General features: G+C 37.1%; 17 protein-coding genes and 1 pseudogene. 7 read left to right on the top strand and 11 right to left on the bottom strand.

Annotation, left to right across the window (positions count from 1 at the left end):
* Positions 1-277: 277 nt before the first annotated feature.
* The gene (locus EHR01_RS12875; RefSeq protein ID WP_135695170.1) at positions 278-1,084 is read left to right on the top strand and encodes a dienelactone hydrolase family protein; all 807 of its coding nucleotides are present in this window, start codon (positions 278-280) and stop codon (positions 1,082-1,084) included.
* Here EHR01_RS12875 and EHR01_RS12870 read toward each other — a convergent pair.
* Genes EHR01_RS12870 through EHR01_RS12845 form a run of 6 tightly spaced genes read right to left on the bottom strand, consistent with a single transcriptional unit; the run spans position 1,033 to position 9,529 of the window.
* Positions 1,033-4,143, bottom strand: coding sequence for an efflux RND transporter permease subunit (locus EHR01_RS12870; RefSeq protein ID WP_135695169.1), 3,111 nt, complete (start codon positions 4,141-4,143; stop codon positions 1,033-1,035). The two genes, EHR01_RS12875 and EHR01_RS12870, sit on opposite strands and share 52 nt — an antisense overlap.
* A gap of 2 nt (positions 4,144-4,145) precedes the next feature.
* Positions 4,146-5,285: an efflux RND transporter periplasmic adaptor subunit gene (locus EHR01_RS12865; protein WP_135695168.1), complete on the bottom strand. Its 1,140-nt coding sequence runs from the start codon at positions 5,283-5,285 to the stop codon at positions 4,146-4,148.
* Positions 5,282-6,619 carry a TolC family protein gene (locus EHR01_RS12860; protein WP_135695167.1) on the bottom strand — a complete coding sequence of 446 codons (1,338 nt, stop codon included), beginning with the start codon at positions 6,617-6,619 and terminating at the stop codon, positions 5,282-5,284. Before EHR01_RS12860 ends, EHR01_RS12865 begins: the two co-directional genes overlap by 4 nt.
* 41 nt (positions 6,620-6,660) lie before the next feature.
* Positions 6,661-7,056 carry a hypothetical protein gene (locus EHR01_RS12855; protein ID WP_135695166.1) on the bottom strand — a complete coding sequence of 132 codons (396 nt, stop codon included), beginning with the start codon at positions 7,054-7,056 and terminating at the stop codon, positions 6,661-6,663.
* A 4-nt stretch (positions 7,057-7,060) separates the two neighbouring features.
* Positions 7,061-8,149, bottom strand: a complete 1,089-nt coding sequence (locus EHR01_RS12850; RefSeq protein ID WP_135695165.1) for a DUF1574 family protein — start codon at positions 8,147-8,149, stop codon at positions 7,061-7,063.
* A 9-nt stretch (positions 8,150-8,158) separates the two neighbouring features.
* Positions 8,159-9,529, bottom strand: a complete 1,371-nt coding sequence (locus EHR01_RS12845) for an MBOAT family O-acyltransferase (RefSeq protein WP_135695164.1) — start codon at positions 9,527-9,529, stop codon at positions 8,159-8,161.
* A 91-nt stretch (positions 9,530-9,620) separates the two neighbouring features.
* On the opposite strand from EHR01_RS12845, the gene EHR01_RS12840 reads away from it, so the two are divergent.
* Both EHR01_RS12840 and EHR01_RS12835 read left to right on the top strand, forming a co-directional pair.
* On the top strand, positions 9,621-11,585 hold the full coding sequence (locus EHR01_RS12840) for an acetoacetate--CoA ligase (protein WP_135695163.1): 1,965 nt from the start codon (positions 9,621-9,623) through the stop codon (positions 11,583-11,585).
* Positions 11,582-12,343, top strand: a complete 762-nt coding sequence (locus EHR01_RS12835) for a hypothetical protein (protein WP_135695162.1) — start codon at positions 11,582-11,584, stop codon at positions 12,341-12,343. The genes EHR01_RS12840 and EHR01_RS12835 overlap by 4 nt, the downstream gene beginning before the upstream one ends.
* 11 nt (positions 12,344-12,354) lie before the next feature.
* On the opposite strand, the pseudogene EHR01_RS19455 reads toward EHR01_RS12835, so the two are convergent.
* Together EHR01_RS19455 and EHR01_RS12825 are read right to left on the bottom strand one after the other, a co-directional pair.
* A pseudogene (locus EHR01_RS19455) lies at positions 12,355-12,438 on the bottom strand (c-type cytochrome); the annotation flags it as partial.
* A gap of 179 nt (positions 12,439-12,617) precedes the next feature.
* Entirely contained in the window at positions 12,618-13,592 is a 975-nt protein-coding gene (locus tag EHR01_RS12825; protein WP_135695161.1) for a cysteine synthase A, read from the bottom strand.
* A gap of 47 nt (positions 13,593-13,639) precedes the next feature.
* Here EHR01_RS12825 and EHR01_RS12820 point away from each other — a divergent pair, with 47 nt between their 5' ends.
* The 4 genes from EHR01_RS12820 to EHR01_RS12805 are packed head-to-tail and all read left to right on the top strand — an operon-like array spanning position 13,640 to position 17,481.
* Positions 13,640-14,959 (top strand): MFS transporter, encoded by a 1,320-nt coding sequence (locus tag EHR01_RS12820; RefSeq protein WP_135695160.1) that lies wholly within the window; start codon positions 13,640-13,642, stop codon positions 14,957-14,959.
* Between the two features lie 42 nt (positions 14,960-15,001).
* Positions 15,002-15,544, top strand: a complete 543-nt coding sequence (locus EHR01_RS12815) for an SRPBCC family protein (RefSeq protein WP_135695159.1) — start codon at positions 15,002-15,004, stop codon at positions 15,542-15,544.
* Positions 15,545-15,559: 15 nt separating this feature from the next.
* Entirely contained in the window at positions 15,560-16,621 is a 1,062-nt protein-coding gene (locus tag EHR01_RS12810; protein WP_135695158.1) for a glycoside hydrolase family protein, read from the top strand.
* Positions 16,621-17,481 (top strand): pirin family protein, encoded by an 861-nt coding sequence (locus EHR01_RS12805; protein ID WP_135695157.1) that lies wholly within the window; start codon positions 16,621-16,623, stop codon positions 17,479-17,481. Before EHR01_RS12810 ends, EHR01_RS12805 begins: the two co-directional genes overlap by 1 nt.
* Before the next feature lie 17 nt (positions 17,482-17,498).
* Here EHR01_RS12805 and EHR01_RS12800 read toward each other — a convergent pair whose 3' ends face one another.
* From EHR01_RS12800 to EHR01_RS12790, 3 genes are read right to left on the bottom strand one after another with little or no spacing between them, the layout of a single operon-like run.
* A complete protein-coding gene (locus EHR01_RS12800) occupies positions 17,499-17,801 on the bottom strand; it encodes an LIC_10421 family protein (RefSeq protein WP_244310108.1) in 303 nt (100 codons plus the stop codon).
* Between the two features lie 55 nt (positions 17,802-17,856).
* On the bottom strand, positions 17,857-18,873 hold the full coding sequence (locus EHR01_RS12795; RefSeq protein ID WP_135695156.1) for a type I phosphomannose isomerase catalytic subunit: 1,017 nt from the start codon (positions 18,871-18,873) through the stop codon (positions 17,857-17,859).
* A gap of 11 nt (positions 18,874-18,884) precedes the next feature.
* Positions 18,885-19,592, bottom strand: coding sequence for a DnaJ domain-containing protein (locus EHR01_RS12790; RefSeq protein ID WP_135695155.1), 708 nt, complete (start codon positions 19,590-19,592; stop codon positions 18,885-18,887).
* Positions 19,593-19,598: the final 6 nt, after the last annotated feature.

Here is a 19,598-nt window from a genome sequence, read left to right as displayed (position 1 = left end):
GATTAGAAGATAAAATTTATGAATGTGAGGCGATTAAAAAATATTCGTATAACAAAAAAAATTGAATGATTGTAATTAATGAACCGATCGGTTCATTAATGAATTTTTTTAATTTTGGATACAAAAAAGAACATAGTGATTGGATTCCTCTAAAGTTGAAATTCTGACAGAACTAAGCAGAAAATAAGGTTTCTTTTTTACAGTTTCAAATTAAAATTCTAAATCTATCTCTGCCTCGGGACTAAATCGTCCCTCCTTTTGGCAGAACAGGAGATGTATGAAAAAACTGATTTCCATTCTTACGCTCGTTTTTGCCATTCAATGTGCAAGCGTGCCAACTTCACAACTACCCGTTAAATCAACAGTCACAGGCAGTCCGGTGGAATATAAATTGGACGGGAAAACGTATGAAGGTTTTCTCGCCGTTGATTCTTCCATTACAGGCAAACGACCCGGAATTCTTGTGATCCATGAATGGTGGGGTTTAAACGATTATCCAAAACAACGTGCCAAACAATTAGCTGATTTGGGTTATGTTGCATTTGTGATGGATGTTTATGGAAAAGGAATCATTGCAAAGGATCATGTGGAGGCTGGAAAACTTTCTGGTGCGAATGGGGATCCAAAAGTAATTCTTAAAAAAATCTACAAAGCCTTAGATATTTTAAAATCGAATCCCAATGTAGATGTGAGTAAAATTGGTGCTATTGGATATTGTTTTGGTGGCGGAGGAGTCATTGAACTAGCATTAGATGGTGCAGATTTAAAAGGGGGAGTTGTTTCTTTCCATGGATTTTTTGGTAGCAAAAATTTGGCAACGGGTGCCAAAAAGATAAAAAGTAAAGTTTTAGTACATCATGGGGCAGACGATCCATTTGTACCTAAGGCTTCTGTGGAAACCTTTGTGAAAACCGTCACTGATGCAAAAGCTCCTGTCACTTTTGTTTCTCATCCTGGTGCAGTTCATGGATTCACTCGACCAGGTTCCGAAAAACAAGGGTTACCTGGTCTTGCTTATAATCAAAAAGCAGATTATGCGTCTTTTGATAGTATGAAAACTTTTTTTGCTGCAAACTTCAAATAAACTAAAGGAAGAACAAAGAGGGTCAGTGCACTAGCTGTGACTAACCCTCCTATCACTACGGTTGCAAGAGGTCTTTGGACTTCTGCACCTGGTGATGTGCTAATTGCCATTGGTATAAATCCAATTGATGCAAGTAGGGCAGTGGTTAGGACTGGCCGTAGTCGTGATATGGCCGCCTCTTTGACCGCATCTTCTTTCTTTTTACCTGATTGTTCCAAACTACGAATGAAACTAATCAGTACGAGTCCATTGAGTACTGCAATTCCAAATAAGGCGATAAATCCCACTCCTGCAGAAATACTGAATGGCAAATTTCTGAGATAAAGCGCGAAAATTCCGCCTGTGATGGCAAAAGGTACGTTTAAAAAAATGATCGTTGCCGCCGATATTTCGTTAAACGCAAAATAGAGGATTAAAAAAATAATAATCAGTGTGATTGGAACAACAACATACAATGTTTTTGTTGCCGATTCAAACTTTTCAAATTCTCCTCCAGTTGTATAATGATAACCTGGCGGAAATTTAATTTCTTTTTGTAACACGGTTTGAACGGCATTGACAGTGCTAACCATATCACTTCCACGAATGTTAAACTGAACTAGAGCATAACGATTTTGATTTTGATGATAAATCTGAACAGGTCCATCTTCAATCTGAATCTCCGATAGTTCGTGTAACGGAGCGAATGTGTTTTTCCCAACTTTTACAGGAATGTTTTTGATTTGTTCTAGATTTTGTCCAACGTCCGTTTTGACTACAATTTCAAATCGTTTCATTCCTTCGTAAACAATCCCCGCAGGAACTCCAGAAGAAATAGATTCTGTAACTCGATTCACATCTAATATTGATTGGTCATATCTTGCCAATTTTTCTCTGTTAGGTTTGATTCTTAAATACTCAAGTCCATACAGTTGTTCTATTCTAAGATCTACAACACCAGGGATGTTTTTGATTTTGGTAGAGATTTCCTCTGCGATTGTTTTTAGTTGGATTAAGTCATCACCAAAGACTTTGATTCCGACATCGGCACGAATTCCCGCCATAATTTCATTGTTACGCATTTCAATCGGCTGAGACAATCCATAAGCCACTTGTGGTGCGACCCTTTCAATGATTTCTTGTAACTTGGATTCGATTTCAGTTTTGGTAAGATTCCATTCGGATCTTGGTTTCATATCCAAATACATATCTGTTTTTTCAACACCCATGGGTTCGATAGCAAGATCAGGCGATCCTGTTCTGGAAACCACTTCTGTGATTTCAGGAATTTCTTTAAGAATAGTTTTTTCAATTTTAATGGAAGATAGTAAGGATTCTGTTAAAGTGGTGGAAGGATATCGGCTAACTTCGATTAGTAAATTTCCTTCATCCAATTTTGGTAAAAATTCTCCACCCAAACGGAAAAATAAAAAGATGGATAGAATTAAGATTCCAATGGTCGAATAGGTAACCTTTTTGGACTCTCTCAAACAATAATCTAACTTAGGTGTATACCATTGATGGATTTTTTGGAAAAAAGGAGTTTCTGCTTCTGCTATATGTCCTCCTTTCAAAAAATAGGAAGCCAAAACGGGAATAATGGTGAGTGTCAAAAAAAATGCACCAAGTAACGCAAATAAAACGGTTGTTGCCATGGGGATAAACATTTTACCTTCGGTCCCACTGAGAGTAAGGATAGGAATGTAAACAACTCCTATGATAATCTCACCATAAATGGTTGCTTTTCTAACTTCGATCGTTGCATTCAAAATAGTTTCTTTTTGTTCTGCATCAGTCAGATCTCTTTTGAGTTCCTTTCGTTTTAACCCCAATCTCCTGTGTGAATTTTCAATGAGAATTACCGCACCATCCACAATGAGTCCGAAGTCGATGGCCCCCATAGACATTAAATTGGCTGGTAAATCACGTAAAAACATAAGACTGATGGCAAATAACATTGCAAGCGGAATCATCGATGCGATCACAAGCCCTGATCGAAAATCACCGATCATTAGAAAAAGAATGATGATCACAAGGATGGCACCTTCTGATAAATTCCAAACAATTGTATTTAGTGTATTTTTCACCATAATGGAACGGTCGTAATATGGTTTAATTTTCATTCCTGTTGGAAGTGTTTTTTCGATTTGTGTGATTTTATCTTTTACCGCTGTTGTGACTTCTAGTGAATTTTCACCCAGCAACATAAGAGTCACGGCACCAACCACTTCCGACTTACCTGTGGCTGTGGCAGCACCTTTTCGTAGCCGAGGTCCTTCTATGATATTTGCAATGTTATCTAAATATATAGGAAACCCATCTCCCATTTTTCCTACTTGAATTTTTTCAAAGTCATTTTTTGATTTTAATAAACCATCACTACCAACAATCAACTGTTCGCCGGATCTTTCGATATATCCGCTGCCTGTAGAAAGATTATTACTTTGTACTGCATTCACAATTTGGTTCAAGGAAACGCCAAGTGAAGCTGCTTTAAATGGATCTACAATGACTTGGTATTGTTTCGTTTTTCCACCGAAACTATTGACTTCGACAATTCCTGGAACAGTTTTGAGTGTTGGGTTGATGTACCAATTCAAATAAGTGGTGAGCTCCATTTGGCTATGCAATTCACTTTCTAAGGTAAATTGGAATACTTCGCCAAGACCAGTGGTGATAGGCCCAATAACGGGTTTTCCAAAAATCGCAGGAATGTTTTCAGATGCTTCTGTTAATTTTTCGCTGACCAATTGTCTACTTTTCCATAGATCTGTTCCATCTGCAAAAACAGCTGTGACTAGTGAAAATCCATATCGAGAAACAGACCTTACTTCAATTAGGTTTGGAATCCCTGTGATGGCTCGTTCCACTGGCAAAGTGATGTACTGTTCTATTTCAAGGGTTGAGAGTGCGGGTGAAGTAGTGATCACTTGTACTTGAACATTGGTAATGTCGGGAACTGCATCTACTTTTAAATGTTTTAATGAATAAATTCCGCCAAACACAAGTAATGTTGTGAAAACTAAGACTAACAATCGATTTTGTAAGGAAACCTGTACAATTTTTGTTAAAAATTCCATGTTTATTCCCCACCAAACGTAGATTTGAAGAGAATTGCTTTTAATTCAAAAGCACCTTTGGTTACAATCCTATCTCCTTCAGACACTCCAGAAAGAATTTCCGTTTTTCCATCATTTGTGCTTCCAGCTTCAATTTCTACCCACTGAAAGAGATTTGTTTGTGATTCTACAAATACAAATTTTCGATTTTGGTAAGATTGGATTGCGGCATTCCCAATCTGAATTCCAGATCTACCGTTTACACTTAAAACTGCCTTTCCAAACAATCCTATCTTGGCTTTGTGATTTTTATTTTTAAAAACAAGTCGAGCGTGAACAGTCCTTGATTCGGGGTCTACTTTTTCCCCGATATGTTCTAAAACTCCGTCAAATTCGAAATCAGGATAAGCATTTAAAATGATTTTACCTGAAATACCTTCTGATAGATATTTTAAATCATTTTCAAATATCTTTGCCTGAAACCATAATTGCGAAAGTTCCGCAATGGTTGTTAGGATTTGATTTCCTAATACGATGGAACCAGGGATTGCATTTCTAGAAAGCGCTAATCCAGTTCTTGGTGCAAAAACTGTATAAACTCCCGATGCTGCATTATCAATGGGAAGTCCGTTGGCCCGTAAGTTTTCTTCAGCAGCAATCTTTTCGGATTCAATCACTTTTAAGTTTGCTTCAGCGTCAATTAACTCTTGTTTTGCTGCCAAATTCATTTTCACTAATGAATTGATTCGGTTTAGGTTTTGTTCTGCTGCCGTAAATTTTGATTTTGCTACCAAATAAGCAGATCTAAGTTTTGCAAGTTCTGGAGAATCAATTGTTGCCAATTTTTCTCCTTTTTTGATAGAATCACCTTCGACAAAAGAAACCGAAGTAATACGTCCAGAAATTCTTGCAGGAACATCAATGATGGCATCAGGAACAGCTTCTGTTTCTCCAATCAGTTCAATTTTCGTTTGGATGGGTTGGTTACTTAGAATTTCTGTTTCAATGGAAAGATTTTTGCGATTTTCTTCCATCAACTTAACAGTATTTTTGGATTCTTCTGTTGTCTCAGGATTTGTATTTGTGTCTCGTAATTTCCAGATGGTTACAGAAATCAAAATGACAAGAGAAGAGATAAGGAGTATGATTGTTTGTTTTTTCATTGGTTCATTCCTAGTGAATGGATGGGTAAACCTAAAACACGAACCAATTCAATTTGAGATAATTCAAATTCCGATTTGGTGTTTAGGTAGTTTAGTTTTGTTTGTAAGAGAATTCGTTGTTGGTTAATGGCATCGATGATTTTAATTTTTCCAAATCGGATGGCTTCTTGAAGATTTTTTAAATCTGATTCAGCACGTTCCATTTTTGATTCATCATAAAGGTTGATTTCTTCTGAAAGGTTTATGTAATTTGTTAGCGCAAACAAAACTTCTTGTTTTATATTGCGAGAAACAGATTCTTTTAATTCCTTTGAATTATCAATTTTCGAAGAAGCTATGATTTTTTCTCCTTCGTAATCACGCCAAATGATGATTGGAAACGTTAACATCCCACCGACCACTCTTTCATTAAATCCATCGTTTTGGGCAAAAGCTCCAAGAGACACATTGGGAATTTTCTGGCGCCTAACTTCATTTTGCCGAAGAACTGCGAGTTCAATTTCTTTTTCGGAAAGGGAAAGTTCGGGGCGCATCTGCATGGCCATTTGAATTAAATCTGCTTTTTCTTTTGGTAAATCACTCGGCATCACCCAGTATTGCATTTTAATTGAATCCAATTCTACCGGCATCCCAAGTAATACTTCTAATTCGGATTTCGAGTTTTCTGAGAGTCTATGAGTTTGGTTCCAAATTTTGAATATTCGGATTTCTTCTGATTCTGATAAAGATTCATCAATCCCAGGAGATAAGCCTTCGTTAACTCTTGCTTTGGATATTTTTTTTAATTCTTTAACAAGATTTAGGCTGTTTAAACTATTCTCTTCTTCTAAATGTAGATATCGAAATCGAGTCATTTTTTTTAATGCATCAAATTCTAAGATTCTTTTCACAGATTCTAAACGAAAGACTTGAGCTTTGAATTCTTCATCTGCAATTTGAACCGCTATCTCTCGTTTGCCGTTTGTAAAAATTTCTTGGTTGACCATAACCTGAAAGTTATTTGCAGAATTTGGTCCAGACAAAAGTGTTGGGCCAGTAGATTCTCCTTTCCTTGTGGCCACATAACTTGTAAAAACGGGATTCGCAGGAAAGTAATAGGATGCTATTTTTTTTCTTCCTGAAATTTCCTTTAGTTTAATTTCTTCAATGCGATAATCAGGATGTTTCCTTACAATGCATTGACTCAGATCGAAAATAGAATTGTATTTATCGCAATTATATCCATTGGAATCATTTGATTCTGGATTTATTGGTAAATTGAATATACAGATACAGATAAAAACCAAACAACGCAGATGGATCCTTTGTAGTTTGGGGAAAAAATAAAAAGTCATGGAACCTCCCAAGTGTTCACGCAAATAAAATTGCGAATTTACTAAGTTAGGTTTTGTTTGGGAGGGCGGAAGAAACTGTTTACTGTTACGAGGTTTGGAATCTGTAATTCAGGTTGTTGGATATATACTTTATGTAGTTGGATGAGTATATGAGAAAGATATAAATCCCAGGAACAAGAGACTATGAAGTTACATGGGCAAGAGAAACACACATGGTCAGTATGTTCCCCATCTTCGTTTAAATCGTGCCCCGGATTAACACCTAACGCATGATCCAAAAAAGCGTATGGGCAACCGCTTTCGGGAGAACCAATCAGTCCACAATTGACCTCGTTGTCAACGATGCGTTGGTACATAAAATTGGCGGAAAATAATAGGATAAAACTAAATAGGGAAAATCGCCTCCAAATTTTAAGTTTTTCCAAATTTGCCTTCATACGGTTACTTATAGTTTGGAATCTCCTTTGCGGTTTGCAATAACTTATCTGCAATTTCTGGAACACAGACGGGCGAAACATGGCTACAATCTACATACGTTTTACAATTCGTATTTCCTTCATTTAAACTAATGTAGCGGATATTTTTTGAATTTGGATCCACAAATTGGCGGATGTATTGTTTAAAAATCCCTCCATTCGTAATTTTGTGTCGAATGTCTTGGTAATATGGGTGGATTTGTGGTTCCCAGATGACCATCGGGATATTGTGTTTTTCTGCGTGTTCGACTATTTTTTTGAAAAAGTTCGTTTCTGTTTCTGAAATTTGGAAACGGCTCAAAAAATGCTCTTTGCGGGATTCAGCATATTCAATGATTCTTTCTTGAAATTCTTTTGGTGGAAATTGATTGATCTCATAACCCGCTTTATCTGGAGTGAATGGTCTTTTCACATTCATATAAGACGAAATTCCGATAAAATAAGTATCATTTGTAATGCGATTTCCTGTGAGTAGATTTTTCGCAGCGACAACTGGTTTGAAGTGATAATTGTAACCTAAAAACAAAAGACGTGCAATGATATCTCTTTGCATTTCAGAATTCATCGAATCATAAATATCGAGTAATTCATTTTCGTGTAACATCAATTCGGCCCATTTCGTTTTGTAGGTGTAGATATTATTTTCGTTTAACATTTCATCCGAAAATTCTAAAAACATTACATCAGGTTTAAAACCTGCATCTGTCATTGATTTGATTAATAAATAGTATAATAAAAACTCAGAAGCTTTTACAGCAGTGCGTGTCTCGAAATACACTGGTTCGCTTATCGTTGATGAATTGACAGGAATTTCAGCCCATTCATGAAAAGGTTCTGAACGAGACGTTCCTGTAACAACGGCTACTTTTTTTCCACTATTTTGGATTTTTTTATTTTCATCCCAAATCACGGGCATTCCAAGTAATATATTTTGACCAGCTTTGTAATTTCTCCGGCCACTTTCTCGAACATCAGGGATACAAATAAGTTTATCCACGACAATGATGCTCAGTAGTATAAAAAATGGTAAAAAATAGATTCGATTAAATTTCATAAGTTTCCATTAAAATTGAAAGTATATAAATGTTTCTACTGGTGATTCGATCCTGATAAGGGCCAAATATACAAAAAAGCTAAGGATAAAAATAATCCAATTTGTATATGGTTTGAGTCGTTCAGAAAAATAATTTTTAAATTCTAGAATTTGAATCGCATAACTTGCGAGGATGAGTCCCCAAAAGTCTAGTCGATAAATGATTTTTCCAGTAAGGTTGATACTTGCAGACCAAAATGTTACAATTTTCTTTAATGTATCAATTCGAAAGAAAGTTGCAAGGATACAAAAAATAGCAAATATCCAAATGGAGGCAAACACTTGCTTTGTGAATGTCATGGACTTTCGATCTGGTTTTCCAAATGCAAATCTTTCGATGGAGAGAAAAATTCCATGGAAAAATCCCCATAGAAAAAATGTATAAGTGTTTCCATGCCAAAGACCAGATAAAGACATGACGATGATGGTATTGATATTATACCTTAGTTCCGAAACTCGGTTTCCGCCTAACGGAATGTACAAGTAGTCTCTGATCCAGGTAGAAAGTGTGTAGTGCCATCGGCTCCATAATTCGGTGAAGCTAACCGATAAAAATGGGGAACGAAAATTTTCTGGAATTTCGTATCCAAGAAGAAAAGCAGAACCTCTTGCAAGGTCTGTATATCCGGAAAAATCTCCATATACTTGAAAAGAAAATGCAACGGTGGTTAACAATATTGATATTCCATCGTATTCGCCCGGACTCATATAAACGGGATTGATGATTTTTGCGAGTTGGTCTGCGATGAGTACTTTTTTAACCAGACCAGAAATGATATGTAGGATTCCCCTTTGTACAAAATCCAAAGAAAGTTTGGAATGATCGATTTGATCATAAAAATCATCGTGCCTCATGATGGGGCCTGCAATGAGTTGTGGGAAAAATAAAATGAATAATAAAAAGTTAACGAACGGAGATTCTGTAAATTTTCCTCTCCATGCATCTACCAAGTATGCAATCATTTGAAATGTATAAAAACTGATCGCTAATGGTAAGATAATTTCTGATAAGGATTGGAAAAAGGGAATGGTTAAATCGCCCTCTAACATTAAATATTTTATATATGTTAGGAAATATTTGAAAAAACATAAATTGATCAAATTGATTCCCACGCCCAAAATCAGAAAAATTCTGCTTTTGGTTTTGAGGATACCGAGAACACAGAGATGAGTGAGGATGATAAATGCTACGAAATGTATTAAAAATGAACCGCTCCAATACCCATAAAAGATAAGCGAAAAAATTATGAGGATGTATTTTCGAAAACGAGAAGGTAAAATCCAATAGATAATATAACAGGCGATAAAAAAGAAAAAATAATCAATGGAATTGAACAGCATTTTCCCTAGAATTTCCTCGATATTTTTTTCTACCAGTCATTTTACACAATCATACTTGCGTCAAAAATCAAATCCAAGAAGATCAGTCTTCATGGCGACTCAAAATACACTGTGGACACCGAGTTCAAAAGAAACCAATTTATTCCGTTTCCAAGGGCATTTAGAAACAAAGTTTGCAAAATCATTTTCAGATTATGTTTCCTTTCACAAATTTTCAGTGGATGAATTTGAATTATTTTGGAAGGAGTGGTTGTCTTATTCGGGTTTAAAGTTACATAAAGAACCCCAAAAGACGTTCGAACGAGGATTACATTTTTCAAACTCTGTTTGGTTCCCTGGTGCACTTTATAATTTTGCAGAAAATTTACTTGAAGTGGGAGATCCCGATTCCTTCGCATTAGTTTTTTATTCGGAAGATGGAAAGGTCCAAAAATTAAAATATTCTGAACTAAAACAAGAAGTTCTAAAATTGCAAAAACATTTGTTTGGCCTTGGAGTTAAAAAAGGAGACCGTGTTGTTGGCCTTGTACCAAATGCTCCTATATCTACCATTGGAATGTTGGCAACCACTTCGTTAGGTGCTATATGGTCAAGTGCTTCACCAGATTTTGGTGTTAGGGGAATTCTTGATCGTTTTGAACAAATTAATCCTAAAGTATTAATCTCTGTTGAGTCTTATTTGTTTAAAGGAAAACAAATTCCAATTGTTGATAAATTGGAAGAAGTATCCATTCAATTGGCCAAATCAACAAACTCTGAATTCAAACAAACTTTAATTTATGATTTTGTAGAGCCCATCAAAGATTTTGGGAAAATACAAAATCCATTTCGATACAATGAAATTTCTCCACCAAAACCTTCTGATCAATTGTCTTATACTTCTATTTCCTTTTCAGATCCGGTGTACATTATGTTTTCCTCTGGGACAACAGGTCTTCCTAAATGTATTGTGCAGGGCGGGGGAGTTTTACTCAACCATACCAAAGAACTTTCGCTTCATTGTAATGTATCCAAACATGATCGTTTTTTTTATTACACAACTTGCGGTTGGATGATGTGGAATTGGTCTCAGTCAGTATTGGCGTTAGGGGCAACACTTTATCAATTTGATGGAAATCCTTTCCATCCATCTTGGGAATCTCTTTGGTCAATGGCTGAAAAAGAATCGATCAAAGTGTTTGGAACTAGTGCCAAGTATCTTTCTGTATTGGAAGAGGAAAATATAAATGTAAAATCCAAATTTCCTTTGCCTGAATTAAAAGTAATTTTATCAACTGGTTCACCACTTCCAAATTCTGGATTTCGATATGTGTATCAGAATATCAAAAAAGATGTACAATTATCTTCTATATCCGGTGGAACCGACTTAAATGGATGTTTTGCTTTGGGAAATCCCAACTTACCTGTGTTTGAAGGTGAAATCCAATGTAAGGGATTGGGAATGGACGTGCAGGTATTTGATGATATGGGTAAATCAGTTTCGAATCAAAAAGGGGAATTGGTATGCCCAACTCCATTTCCTTCCATGCCACTATTCTTTTGGAATGATGAATCGGGAGCAAAGTACAAATCTGCTTATTTTGAAACCTATGATAATATTTGGTGTCATGGAGATTTTGCTTCCATCACACCTGAAAATGGTTTGGTGATTTATGGTAGGTCTGATGCCACTTTGAATCCTGGTGGTGTGCGGATTGGAACAGCTGATATTTATTCTGTAGTTTCTACTATTCCTGAAGTGAAAGATAGCGTCATCATTGGACAAGATTATAAAGATGATGTACGTGTGATTTTATTTGTCGTAACAGCTGATGGTGTACTTTTGGATGAAAGTTTGATCAAAAAAATTAAAGATCGTATCAAACTGGAAACTTCTCCAAGGCATGTTCCTTCGTTAGTACTTTCAGTTCCTGAAATTCCTTACACAGTGAATGGAAAAAAAGTAGAGATCGCCGTAAAACAAACGGTTGCTGGACTTGAGGTAAAAAACAAAAACGCACTTGCTAATCCAAATTCATTGGACTTTTTTAAAGACAGAAAGGAGTTACAAGTATGAATCCAAATCTTAGGATTTTTGGATTAGTAGCGATTGGTTTGTTAATGACAACAAATCTTTTTGCAGAAACCAATCTAACTCGTTGGCGCTCCTGTTTCCAAACCAATTGTATTTCCTTTGATCTTCCTTCGAAATGGTTTCTCACGGAACGTAGGTCCAATGGAATCACAACAAAGTTTGACCATTTTAAAACTTTGCCGTTAAAAGAAGAATCGGGCCGAGAAATCATTCCAGCTCTTGTGATCCTTTTTAAAGAATCAGAAAACAAAATGCCACTCCATCCGATTCTCTTTCATGCTGAGTCTAGACGGTTTAGTATGGTTACCAATATTCGTAAAAATTTTACCTTACAGAAAATTCCTAACTCTGATAATGTTTATAAATTTTTAGGAATGTTCGGGAGTTTTAAAGATAAAGAAGATACAGTTGTACAACACTATATCACAGCTACCGAAGATAAATTCGGATTTACTATTTTAATCACTTGTTATGAGTCCGTTTATCCGCAAATAGAAAAAGATATTAGTCAATTTCTGGACAGTTTGTCCTGGAATACTAGACCTATGCCTTGGAAATTACAACTACCTGAAGAACTAATTTCTAAGGCAAAAGAATTGGAACTTAGTGCTCTCGACAGGTTAAAAACTAAAAAATCGGAAGAAATAACAATGGCATTAGAAGAACTGAGTGATTCTTGTGAATTGGGTTCAGCATCTGCTTGTGAAATGTTCACTTTGTTTATGAATTTAGGAAGATAACAAAGATTAGGTTATTTCTGCATTTTTTGGATGTATTCCGCCACAGCATCAATTTCTGTTTTCCACATATGAGAATATGATTTCATATAGGTTCCGCATTTCCTTAACGACTCTTTCTATTATCGAAAAGTTAAATGTTGAAATCTATAAAGTCCAGATAATTCCTTTCCAAAGTATCTAAGGTTAGATGAAATCTTTTGAAAACTCCAAAGACCGAAATCTTTTGAGAAGGAGTTTCATTTAAATCGGTTTTAAAAGCGAACTTCTGTTTGGTTTAAAGCAGTCCTTTTGAAGCTAAAAACTCTTCGTTGTAAATTTTGGATTGGTATTTGGCACCACTGTCACATAACACAGTCACGATGGTATGTCCCGGGCCAAGGTCTTTGGCAATTTGGTAGGCTGCGGCCAAGTTGATCCCCACACTGCCACCCATAAACAACCCATCTTTTTTTAATACCAAGTTCAAAATTCTTAGGGCTTCTTTGTCGTGGATTCTGATGGCGTCATCGGCTGGCATCCCTTCCATATTTTTGGTGATCCGACCTTGGCCAATCCCTTCTGTGATTGAAGATCCTTCGATGACGATTTGTCCTGTTTTGACAAAAGAATAAATTCCCGACCCGTAAGGGTCAGCCACAATGCATTTGATATTCGGATTTTTGGATTTGAAAAAAAGTCCTGTCCCGGCATAGGTCCCGCCGGTTCCGAGGGAAGTGGTCCAAACATCAATTTTCCCTTGGGTCTCTTCCCAAATTTCGGGGCCAGTGGTTTCGAAGTGGGCGTTCCGATTGGCTAAGTTATCAAACTGGTTGGCCCAAACGGAATTGGGAGTCTCTTTGGCAATCCGTTCTGACACTCGTACATAATTTCCTGGATCAGCATAAGGAACCGCAGGAACGAGTGTCACATCTGCACCTAACGTACGTAACATTTCTATTTTTTCTTTGGATTGTGTTTCTGGGATGACGATGACAGATTTGTAACCTTTTGCATTACAAATATGGGTGAGTCCAATTCCGGTATTCCCAGCAGTTCCTTCCACTACAGTGCCACCTGGCTTTAGGAGTCCCTTCCTCTCTGCGTCTTCGATGATGTATAAGGCAGCTCTATCTTTGACAGACCCACCTGGATTTAAAAACTCTGCCTTGCCTAAAATTTCACATCCGGTTTCTTCACTTAGGGAATGGATGCGGATGAGTGGGGTGTTTCCCACAGTATCAATAAAACCGTTTCGTATATTTGTTTTCATGAGAATCGACTTGACTCCTTCTCTTTAGGCTTTCATCTTCCTAGTCTATGTTACAAACCATTCGCCTATGGTTCGCTCCTGCTCCGTCCATACCCAAAAAATCTGAAAAAGAAATCCAAACCCTTTATCCGAAATTTCGGTTTCGTGTTTTGGAATCGACTTTTCTTGGTTATACGACCTATTACTTAACTCGAAATAACTTCTCTCCAGTTTCAAAAGAAATAGGTGAAGCGTTATCTTATTCGAAAACAGAGATAGGTGATATCCTCGCAGTGACTGCCATCACTTATGGGATTGGAAAATTTTTAATGGGAGCACTCTCCGATCGTTCCAATCCAAGAAAGTTTATGGCTGTTGGTTTGTTTCTTACTGCCATTTTGAATTTTTCATTTGGATTTGCGAATCATTATTGGATTCATCTTTTTTTATGGGGTGCTAACGGTCTTGTACAAGGAATGGGTTGGCCACCATGCGGTCGTTCCCTTGGTCACTGGTATTCGGTTGGAGAACGAGGTACTACGTTTGCATTTTGGAATATTGCACATAATATTGGAGGCGGGATCGTTGGAGTGGTCGCTTCCCATTCGGCAGCAAAGTTTGGTTGGCAATATGCCTTTTTTGTACCAGGTGTCATCGCACTTGTTGGATCCGTATATTTATACATTCGCCTTGTAGACACTCCTCAATCCGAAGGACTTCCTCCCATTGAAGTATATCGAAATGATTATCCACCGGAAGAAAAAGAAGACCATGAAAAGGAATTAACCACCAAACAATTGATTGTTGAACAAGTGCTATCGAATCAATACATTTGGTTATTTGCGATTATTAATTTTTTTGTTTATATCATTCGTTACAGTTTGATTGATTGGGGTCCTACTTACTTAAAAGAAACAAAAGGAGCAGACCTACTAGGTGGTGGATATTCCACACTCATTTTGGAATTTGGAGGGATTGGTTCAACGATTCTAATGGGTTGGGTATCAGACCGGTTTGATGGTAGAAGGGGAATGGTCAGTTTACTTTGTATTATCCCTATTTTCTTTGCTTTTTTAGGTATTTTGTTGAACCCTCCCGGATCCATTTGGATTGATTACATACTATTTGGACTCATTGGACTTTTTATTTATCCACCGGTGATGTTGTTAGGTGTGGCTGGTATGGATTTTACATCGAAAAAAGCTGTGGGAACTGCCGCAGGTTTTATCGGGTTATTTGGTTCTTTGGGAAGAACGGCACAAGGAAAGGGTCTTGCCATCCTTGCCACAAACTACTCTTGGGATGTCGCGTTATATGCGATCCTTGTTTCCACTTTGATTGCCATTTTCCTACTTGTTTTCAGTTGGAATTTACGTCCGCGTGGGTAAATAAATTGACTAAATCCAAAAAATAGATAAGATACTGAACTTATGACACTCGGCAGAAAAATTTCCATAGGAATCATCGGGATCATAGCGATCCCGTTAGTTGTAGCTATTTTCTTACCTACTGGTTACCAGGTAGAACGTTCCATCGACATTAACAAACCAGCATCTGATGTATTTGCGTACATTCGAATGTTGAAAAACCAAGACCAGTACAGTGTATGGGCAAAAAAAGATCCTAGTATGAAGAAAATTTATACGGGTTTAGATGGAACCGTTGGTTTTATTTCTCGCTGGGAAAGTTTAGACAAAGAAGTCGGAACTGGGGAACAAGAGATTAAAATGATCAATGTGGATGCCTTAGAGATGGAAACAGAACTAAGATTTTTTGAACCTTTTGAAGGTACTGAACGCAGTTATATGAAGGTTTCTTCTTTGGACCAAAAAAAATCCAAAATCATTTGGGGGTTTGATGGTTCGATGCCTTACCCTTCCAATTTGATCTGCCTTTTTATGGATTTTCAAGAATTGATCGGAAAAGACTTTGAAGAGGGACTATCTAACCTGAAAGTTGTTTTAGAAAAGTAAGGAAATTCATTTCGATTGAACAAACAAAATATCTATTGGCAACTTTACCAAGATGATCCTATTTTAAAGCCCGGATTCCCATCCCCTGTTTTGGCGGATCCGAGTTTTTTATTCCCTGAAAATTGCCCTGATGGACTTTGGCATCTTTTTGCTCACAATATTTTTGGGGTTCAAGAATTCCTTTCGGAAGATGGAATCCATTGGAAAAAGAGAAAAACCGTGGTTTGGAATGCCATGCGTCCTTTTATTTTTTTGGAAGATGGAACTTATTATTTATACTACGAAAAGTACAAATTCCTTCATGTCCTTATGTCTTGGTTTCCTTATCGGAAGTGGAAGTCTCATATCGAAGTTCGAACCAGTAAAGATTTAAAATCTTGGTCTTCGCCCAAAACTGTCATTACTCCAAAATTTCCCTTTCATAAAGATCCAAAATATGGAGAATCAGTCAGTAATCCTTGTTTGGTGAAGTTTGGGAAAAAGTACAGAATGTACTTTTCTTCCTCTCTCGTTTTTATCCCGGATTGTGGATTTTGTGAACCAAAACATATTACCGTTGCCGAAGCAAACTCCCCACTAGGACCTTTTTCTTATTTTTCTGATCCCATTCTTTCTCCGAACGAGATGGATCCATTTTGTAATTTGGGTGCAGGTTCCATCAAAGTGATTGAATGGAAAGGACGTTACTTAGGATTTCAAAATGGGATTTTTTGGAACCCTGTTAGAAAAGAATCCTGTTCGGCCATTCTCTTTTTACAAAGTGAAGATGGAATTCATTTTGATCGCATCAACCAAACACCTATCCTTGGACCTACAGGAAGAGGATGGAAAGCAAGCCATGTATATGCTTGTGATGTGAAGTATTCGGAAACAGAAAAAATCTTTATTCTCTATTTTAATGCTCGAAACAAAGCACATTGGACCCAAGGCAAAGAAGCCATTGGTCTTTTTGTAGGTAAGGTAGAAGAATCCAAAACTTCTGGAACCAAATCTACCAAACAAATCAAAAAACAAAAACCAACTGCGAAAAAGAAAATATCCAAACCAAAACCGAAGGTAAAGAAGTCTAAACGCTAATGACAAAATCTCTTGTTGGACACTCAAAAGACTTAGGTGACAATTTTGTGATCCGACGTGTTCTTCCGGCAATGGAGAAACGTTCAGTAGGTCCCTTTGTTTTTTTTGATCACTTTGGTCCAGTACCTGTAGTGACCGGAGAAGAGCTAGTGGTCCGAGCGCATCCACATATTGGTCTTGCTACCATAACTTTTTTGTATGATGGGGTCATCACTCATCGTGATAGTTTGAAAGTGGAAATGGACATTCGTCCACATGAAACCAATTGGATGGTAGCCGGATCAGGAATCGTTCACAGTGAACGTTCAAAATTTGATCCTAAATACGAAATATTAGAAGGCATTCAAACATGGATTGCTTTGCCGAAAGATAAAGAAGAAATAGATCCTAGTTTTGAACATTTTTCGGAACAAGAAATTCCTGTTTTAACAAAAGAAGGTTTGGTTTTTCGTTTATTAGGTGGTAGTTTTTTAGGATTACATTCCCCCGCCACAGTCCATTCCCCTTTGATATATGCTGATATTGAAATCAAACAAAACGCAGATGTTGTCAATTGGGTTCTTTCTGATAAAGAAGAAGCGGGACTTTATGTGTCCCGAGGTGCGATTGAATCCAACGGGGAATCTTATACAGTAGGATCCATGGTTTTATTTGAAAAGGGAACTTCTGTTTCCTTTAAGGCCAAACAAAATAGCCGTTTGATTTTACTTGGTGGAGAACCACTTACGGAAAAAAGACATTTGTTTTGGAACTTTGTTTCGACTAAACAAGAAACAATCGATAGAGCAAAGGAAAGATGGGCAAAAGATGAATTTCCGAAAGTTCCTAAAGAAACAGATCGAATTCCTTTGCCCACTTAATAGTAAAAGATAGAAATTTATTTCAAATCATCTGCAGCTTTTTTGTATTCTTCTGCTTCTATACGAAATTCTTTTGCAAGTGATAAGCAATGTTCTTTAAACTTTGCTTCACTGATTGCTTTTCCACCTTTGTTGCCCGCCATTTTTTCGTGTCTCTTCGCACTTGCTTCTTTTTCTTTTGCCATAGCATTGAGATAAGAACGTGCAGCTTGTTTACTTTCTGGAGAATTTGCCTCTTTAATCATCAAGTTTTCCAAGTCAGACAAAGCAAATACTGATGTAGATGCTAACACGAGTAATAGGGAAATTATTTTTTTCATAGATACCTCTCTGGCATCTATTATACTCATTCTATTAAAATGTCAATAGGGTAGACTATTGATATTTTACGGAATCTGAACCGGCAGACATAAATGCTAGCTTCGTACCAGTTTCCGCAAAGGCAGAGATAGTTTCTGAAAACCCAGCTGCTGTGATCATAAACGTTTCGTTCGGTCCTACAAGTTTCTGGAATTCTGGAAAATAAATAGATCCAGAGACAGTATAAAAAATTCCAAAAGTTACAGGGTCACCTAATTTTGAAAAGGTGAAATTTTGGGCTTGGTTGAACTCCCAAGATTCCAATCTAAATTTGTCATTAGAGGTAAAAAGATATCTTGGAAAAGGATGGTATGTGATCAGTTGTTTTGTTTGTTTTTCAGAACCATCTGATTTTTGAAAATTGAGAACTGCGAGTGCTTTTTCTAAATGAAGCTCTCTTGGGTTTCCATCGTCACCCAATCTTCCATAATCGTACACTCTGTATGTTGAATCAGAAGATTGTTGCACTTCTAAAAGTAAAACACCACCACCAATGGCATGGATAGTTCCTGGGTTTAATAGAAAAACATCACCAGGTTTTACTTTCCATTTCCTGAGAACATTTTCGCCTAAATTCTGTTTCACTAGGGATTCATACTCTTCTTTGCTCGTATTGGTATCGAAACCGACTACAAGTTCAGCTCCAGGTTCAGCAGATAAAACATACCAACATTCTTTTTTCCCATTTGATTTGGGATCGTATTTGAGTGCGTAATCGTCATCGGGATGAACTTGGACGGAAAGTTTTTCTTTGGCATCTATGACCTTGACAAGTAAAGGTAATCCCGATTTTGTAAATGGTTTTCCAAGGACAGATTCTGGTGCTTTTCGGATAAGGTCTGTTAGTGGAGTATTATGGAACTCTATATTTTTGATTGGGGAAACGTCTGATCCATAAACAGAAACTTCCCAAGATTCCCCAATGGATCCTTCTGGAATTTTACGGCCGAGAAATGTTTCGAGTTTTCTTCCTCCCCAGATTTTTTCTTTATAGAGGGGGGTTACAAATAGAACTTTGGGAATCTTTTCCATCGATTTCCTTTTTAGACAGTACTCTTTGCTCGTAAAGGGATATTTTTATGTACTAAGAGTTTCACACGTAGGAATTTTTTCTTAAAATGGGTAAAGGAATCTGGTCGGAATTTGGATAGGTCAAATTCAAAAATTTTTCCATTCACAAGAGCAGATTTTGGAAATTCTACCTTCAGATTTCTGTAACCTTTATAACTACCTCGTCCATTACATGCGGGACAATGCGGGTCACCTCCCATACAATCCCTACAAACAATTCTGACAGTCAGTGGGATGACGGCAATCACTGGACGAATGATTTCCGATTCTTTTAAATCAATAATCAAATCATAATCGATTCCCGTGACTTTACGTCTATCTTTGTTGCGAAAACCCTTCCTCATTAATCCACGTTTGGCGAGTTCTAATATCCCTGTTGTGAACCTTACACGAGAAACTGGGAGTACAACGGGATGTTCTTCGAGTTTGCGTTTTAAGAATTCGCGAGCGTAGTTTTTTTTAAATTCTTCATCATAACGTTTCCGCCCATCCCCTGTTAGTGTTTGGTAGGCAAAATAGATACTTTGAAATTTAGAATAGGAGCCTGTGAAGGGATTGTCGGGATGGAATTGTTTTACCAGATGACGGAAAGAGGTTTTAATCTCTTCCGTCGTGGCACCAAAGGGAATCTCTAGGACTTCGTAAAGGTTGGAAGATTGTGGTGGTATGGAAAAACTCATTCCACC

The organism is Leptospira mtsangambouensis (assembly GCF_004770475.1).
Taxonomy (GTDB): domain Bacteria; phylum Spirochaetota; class Leptospiria; order Leptospirales; family Leptospiraceae; genus Leptospira_A; species Leptospira_A mtsangambouensis.
This window is presented reverse-complemented; position numbering and strand designations above follow the sequence as displayed.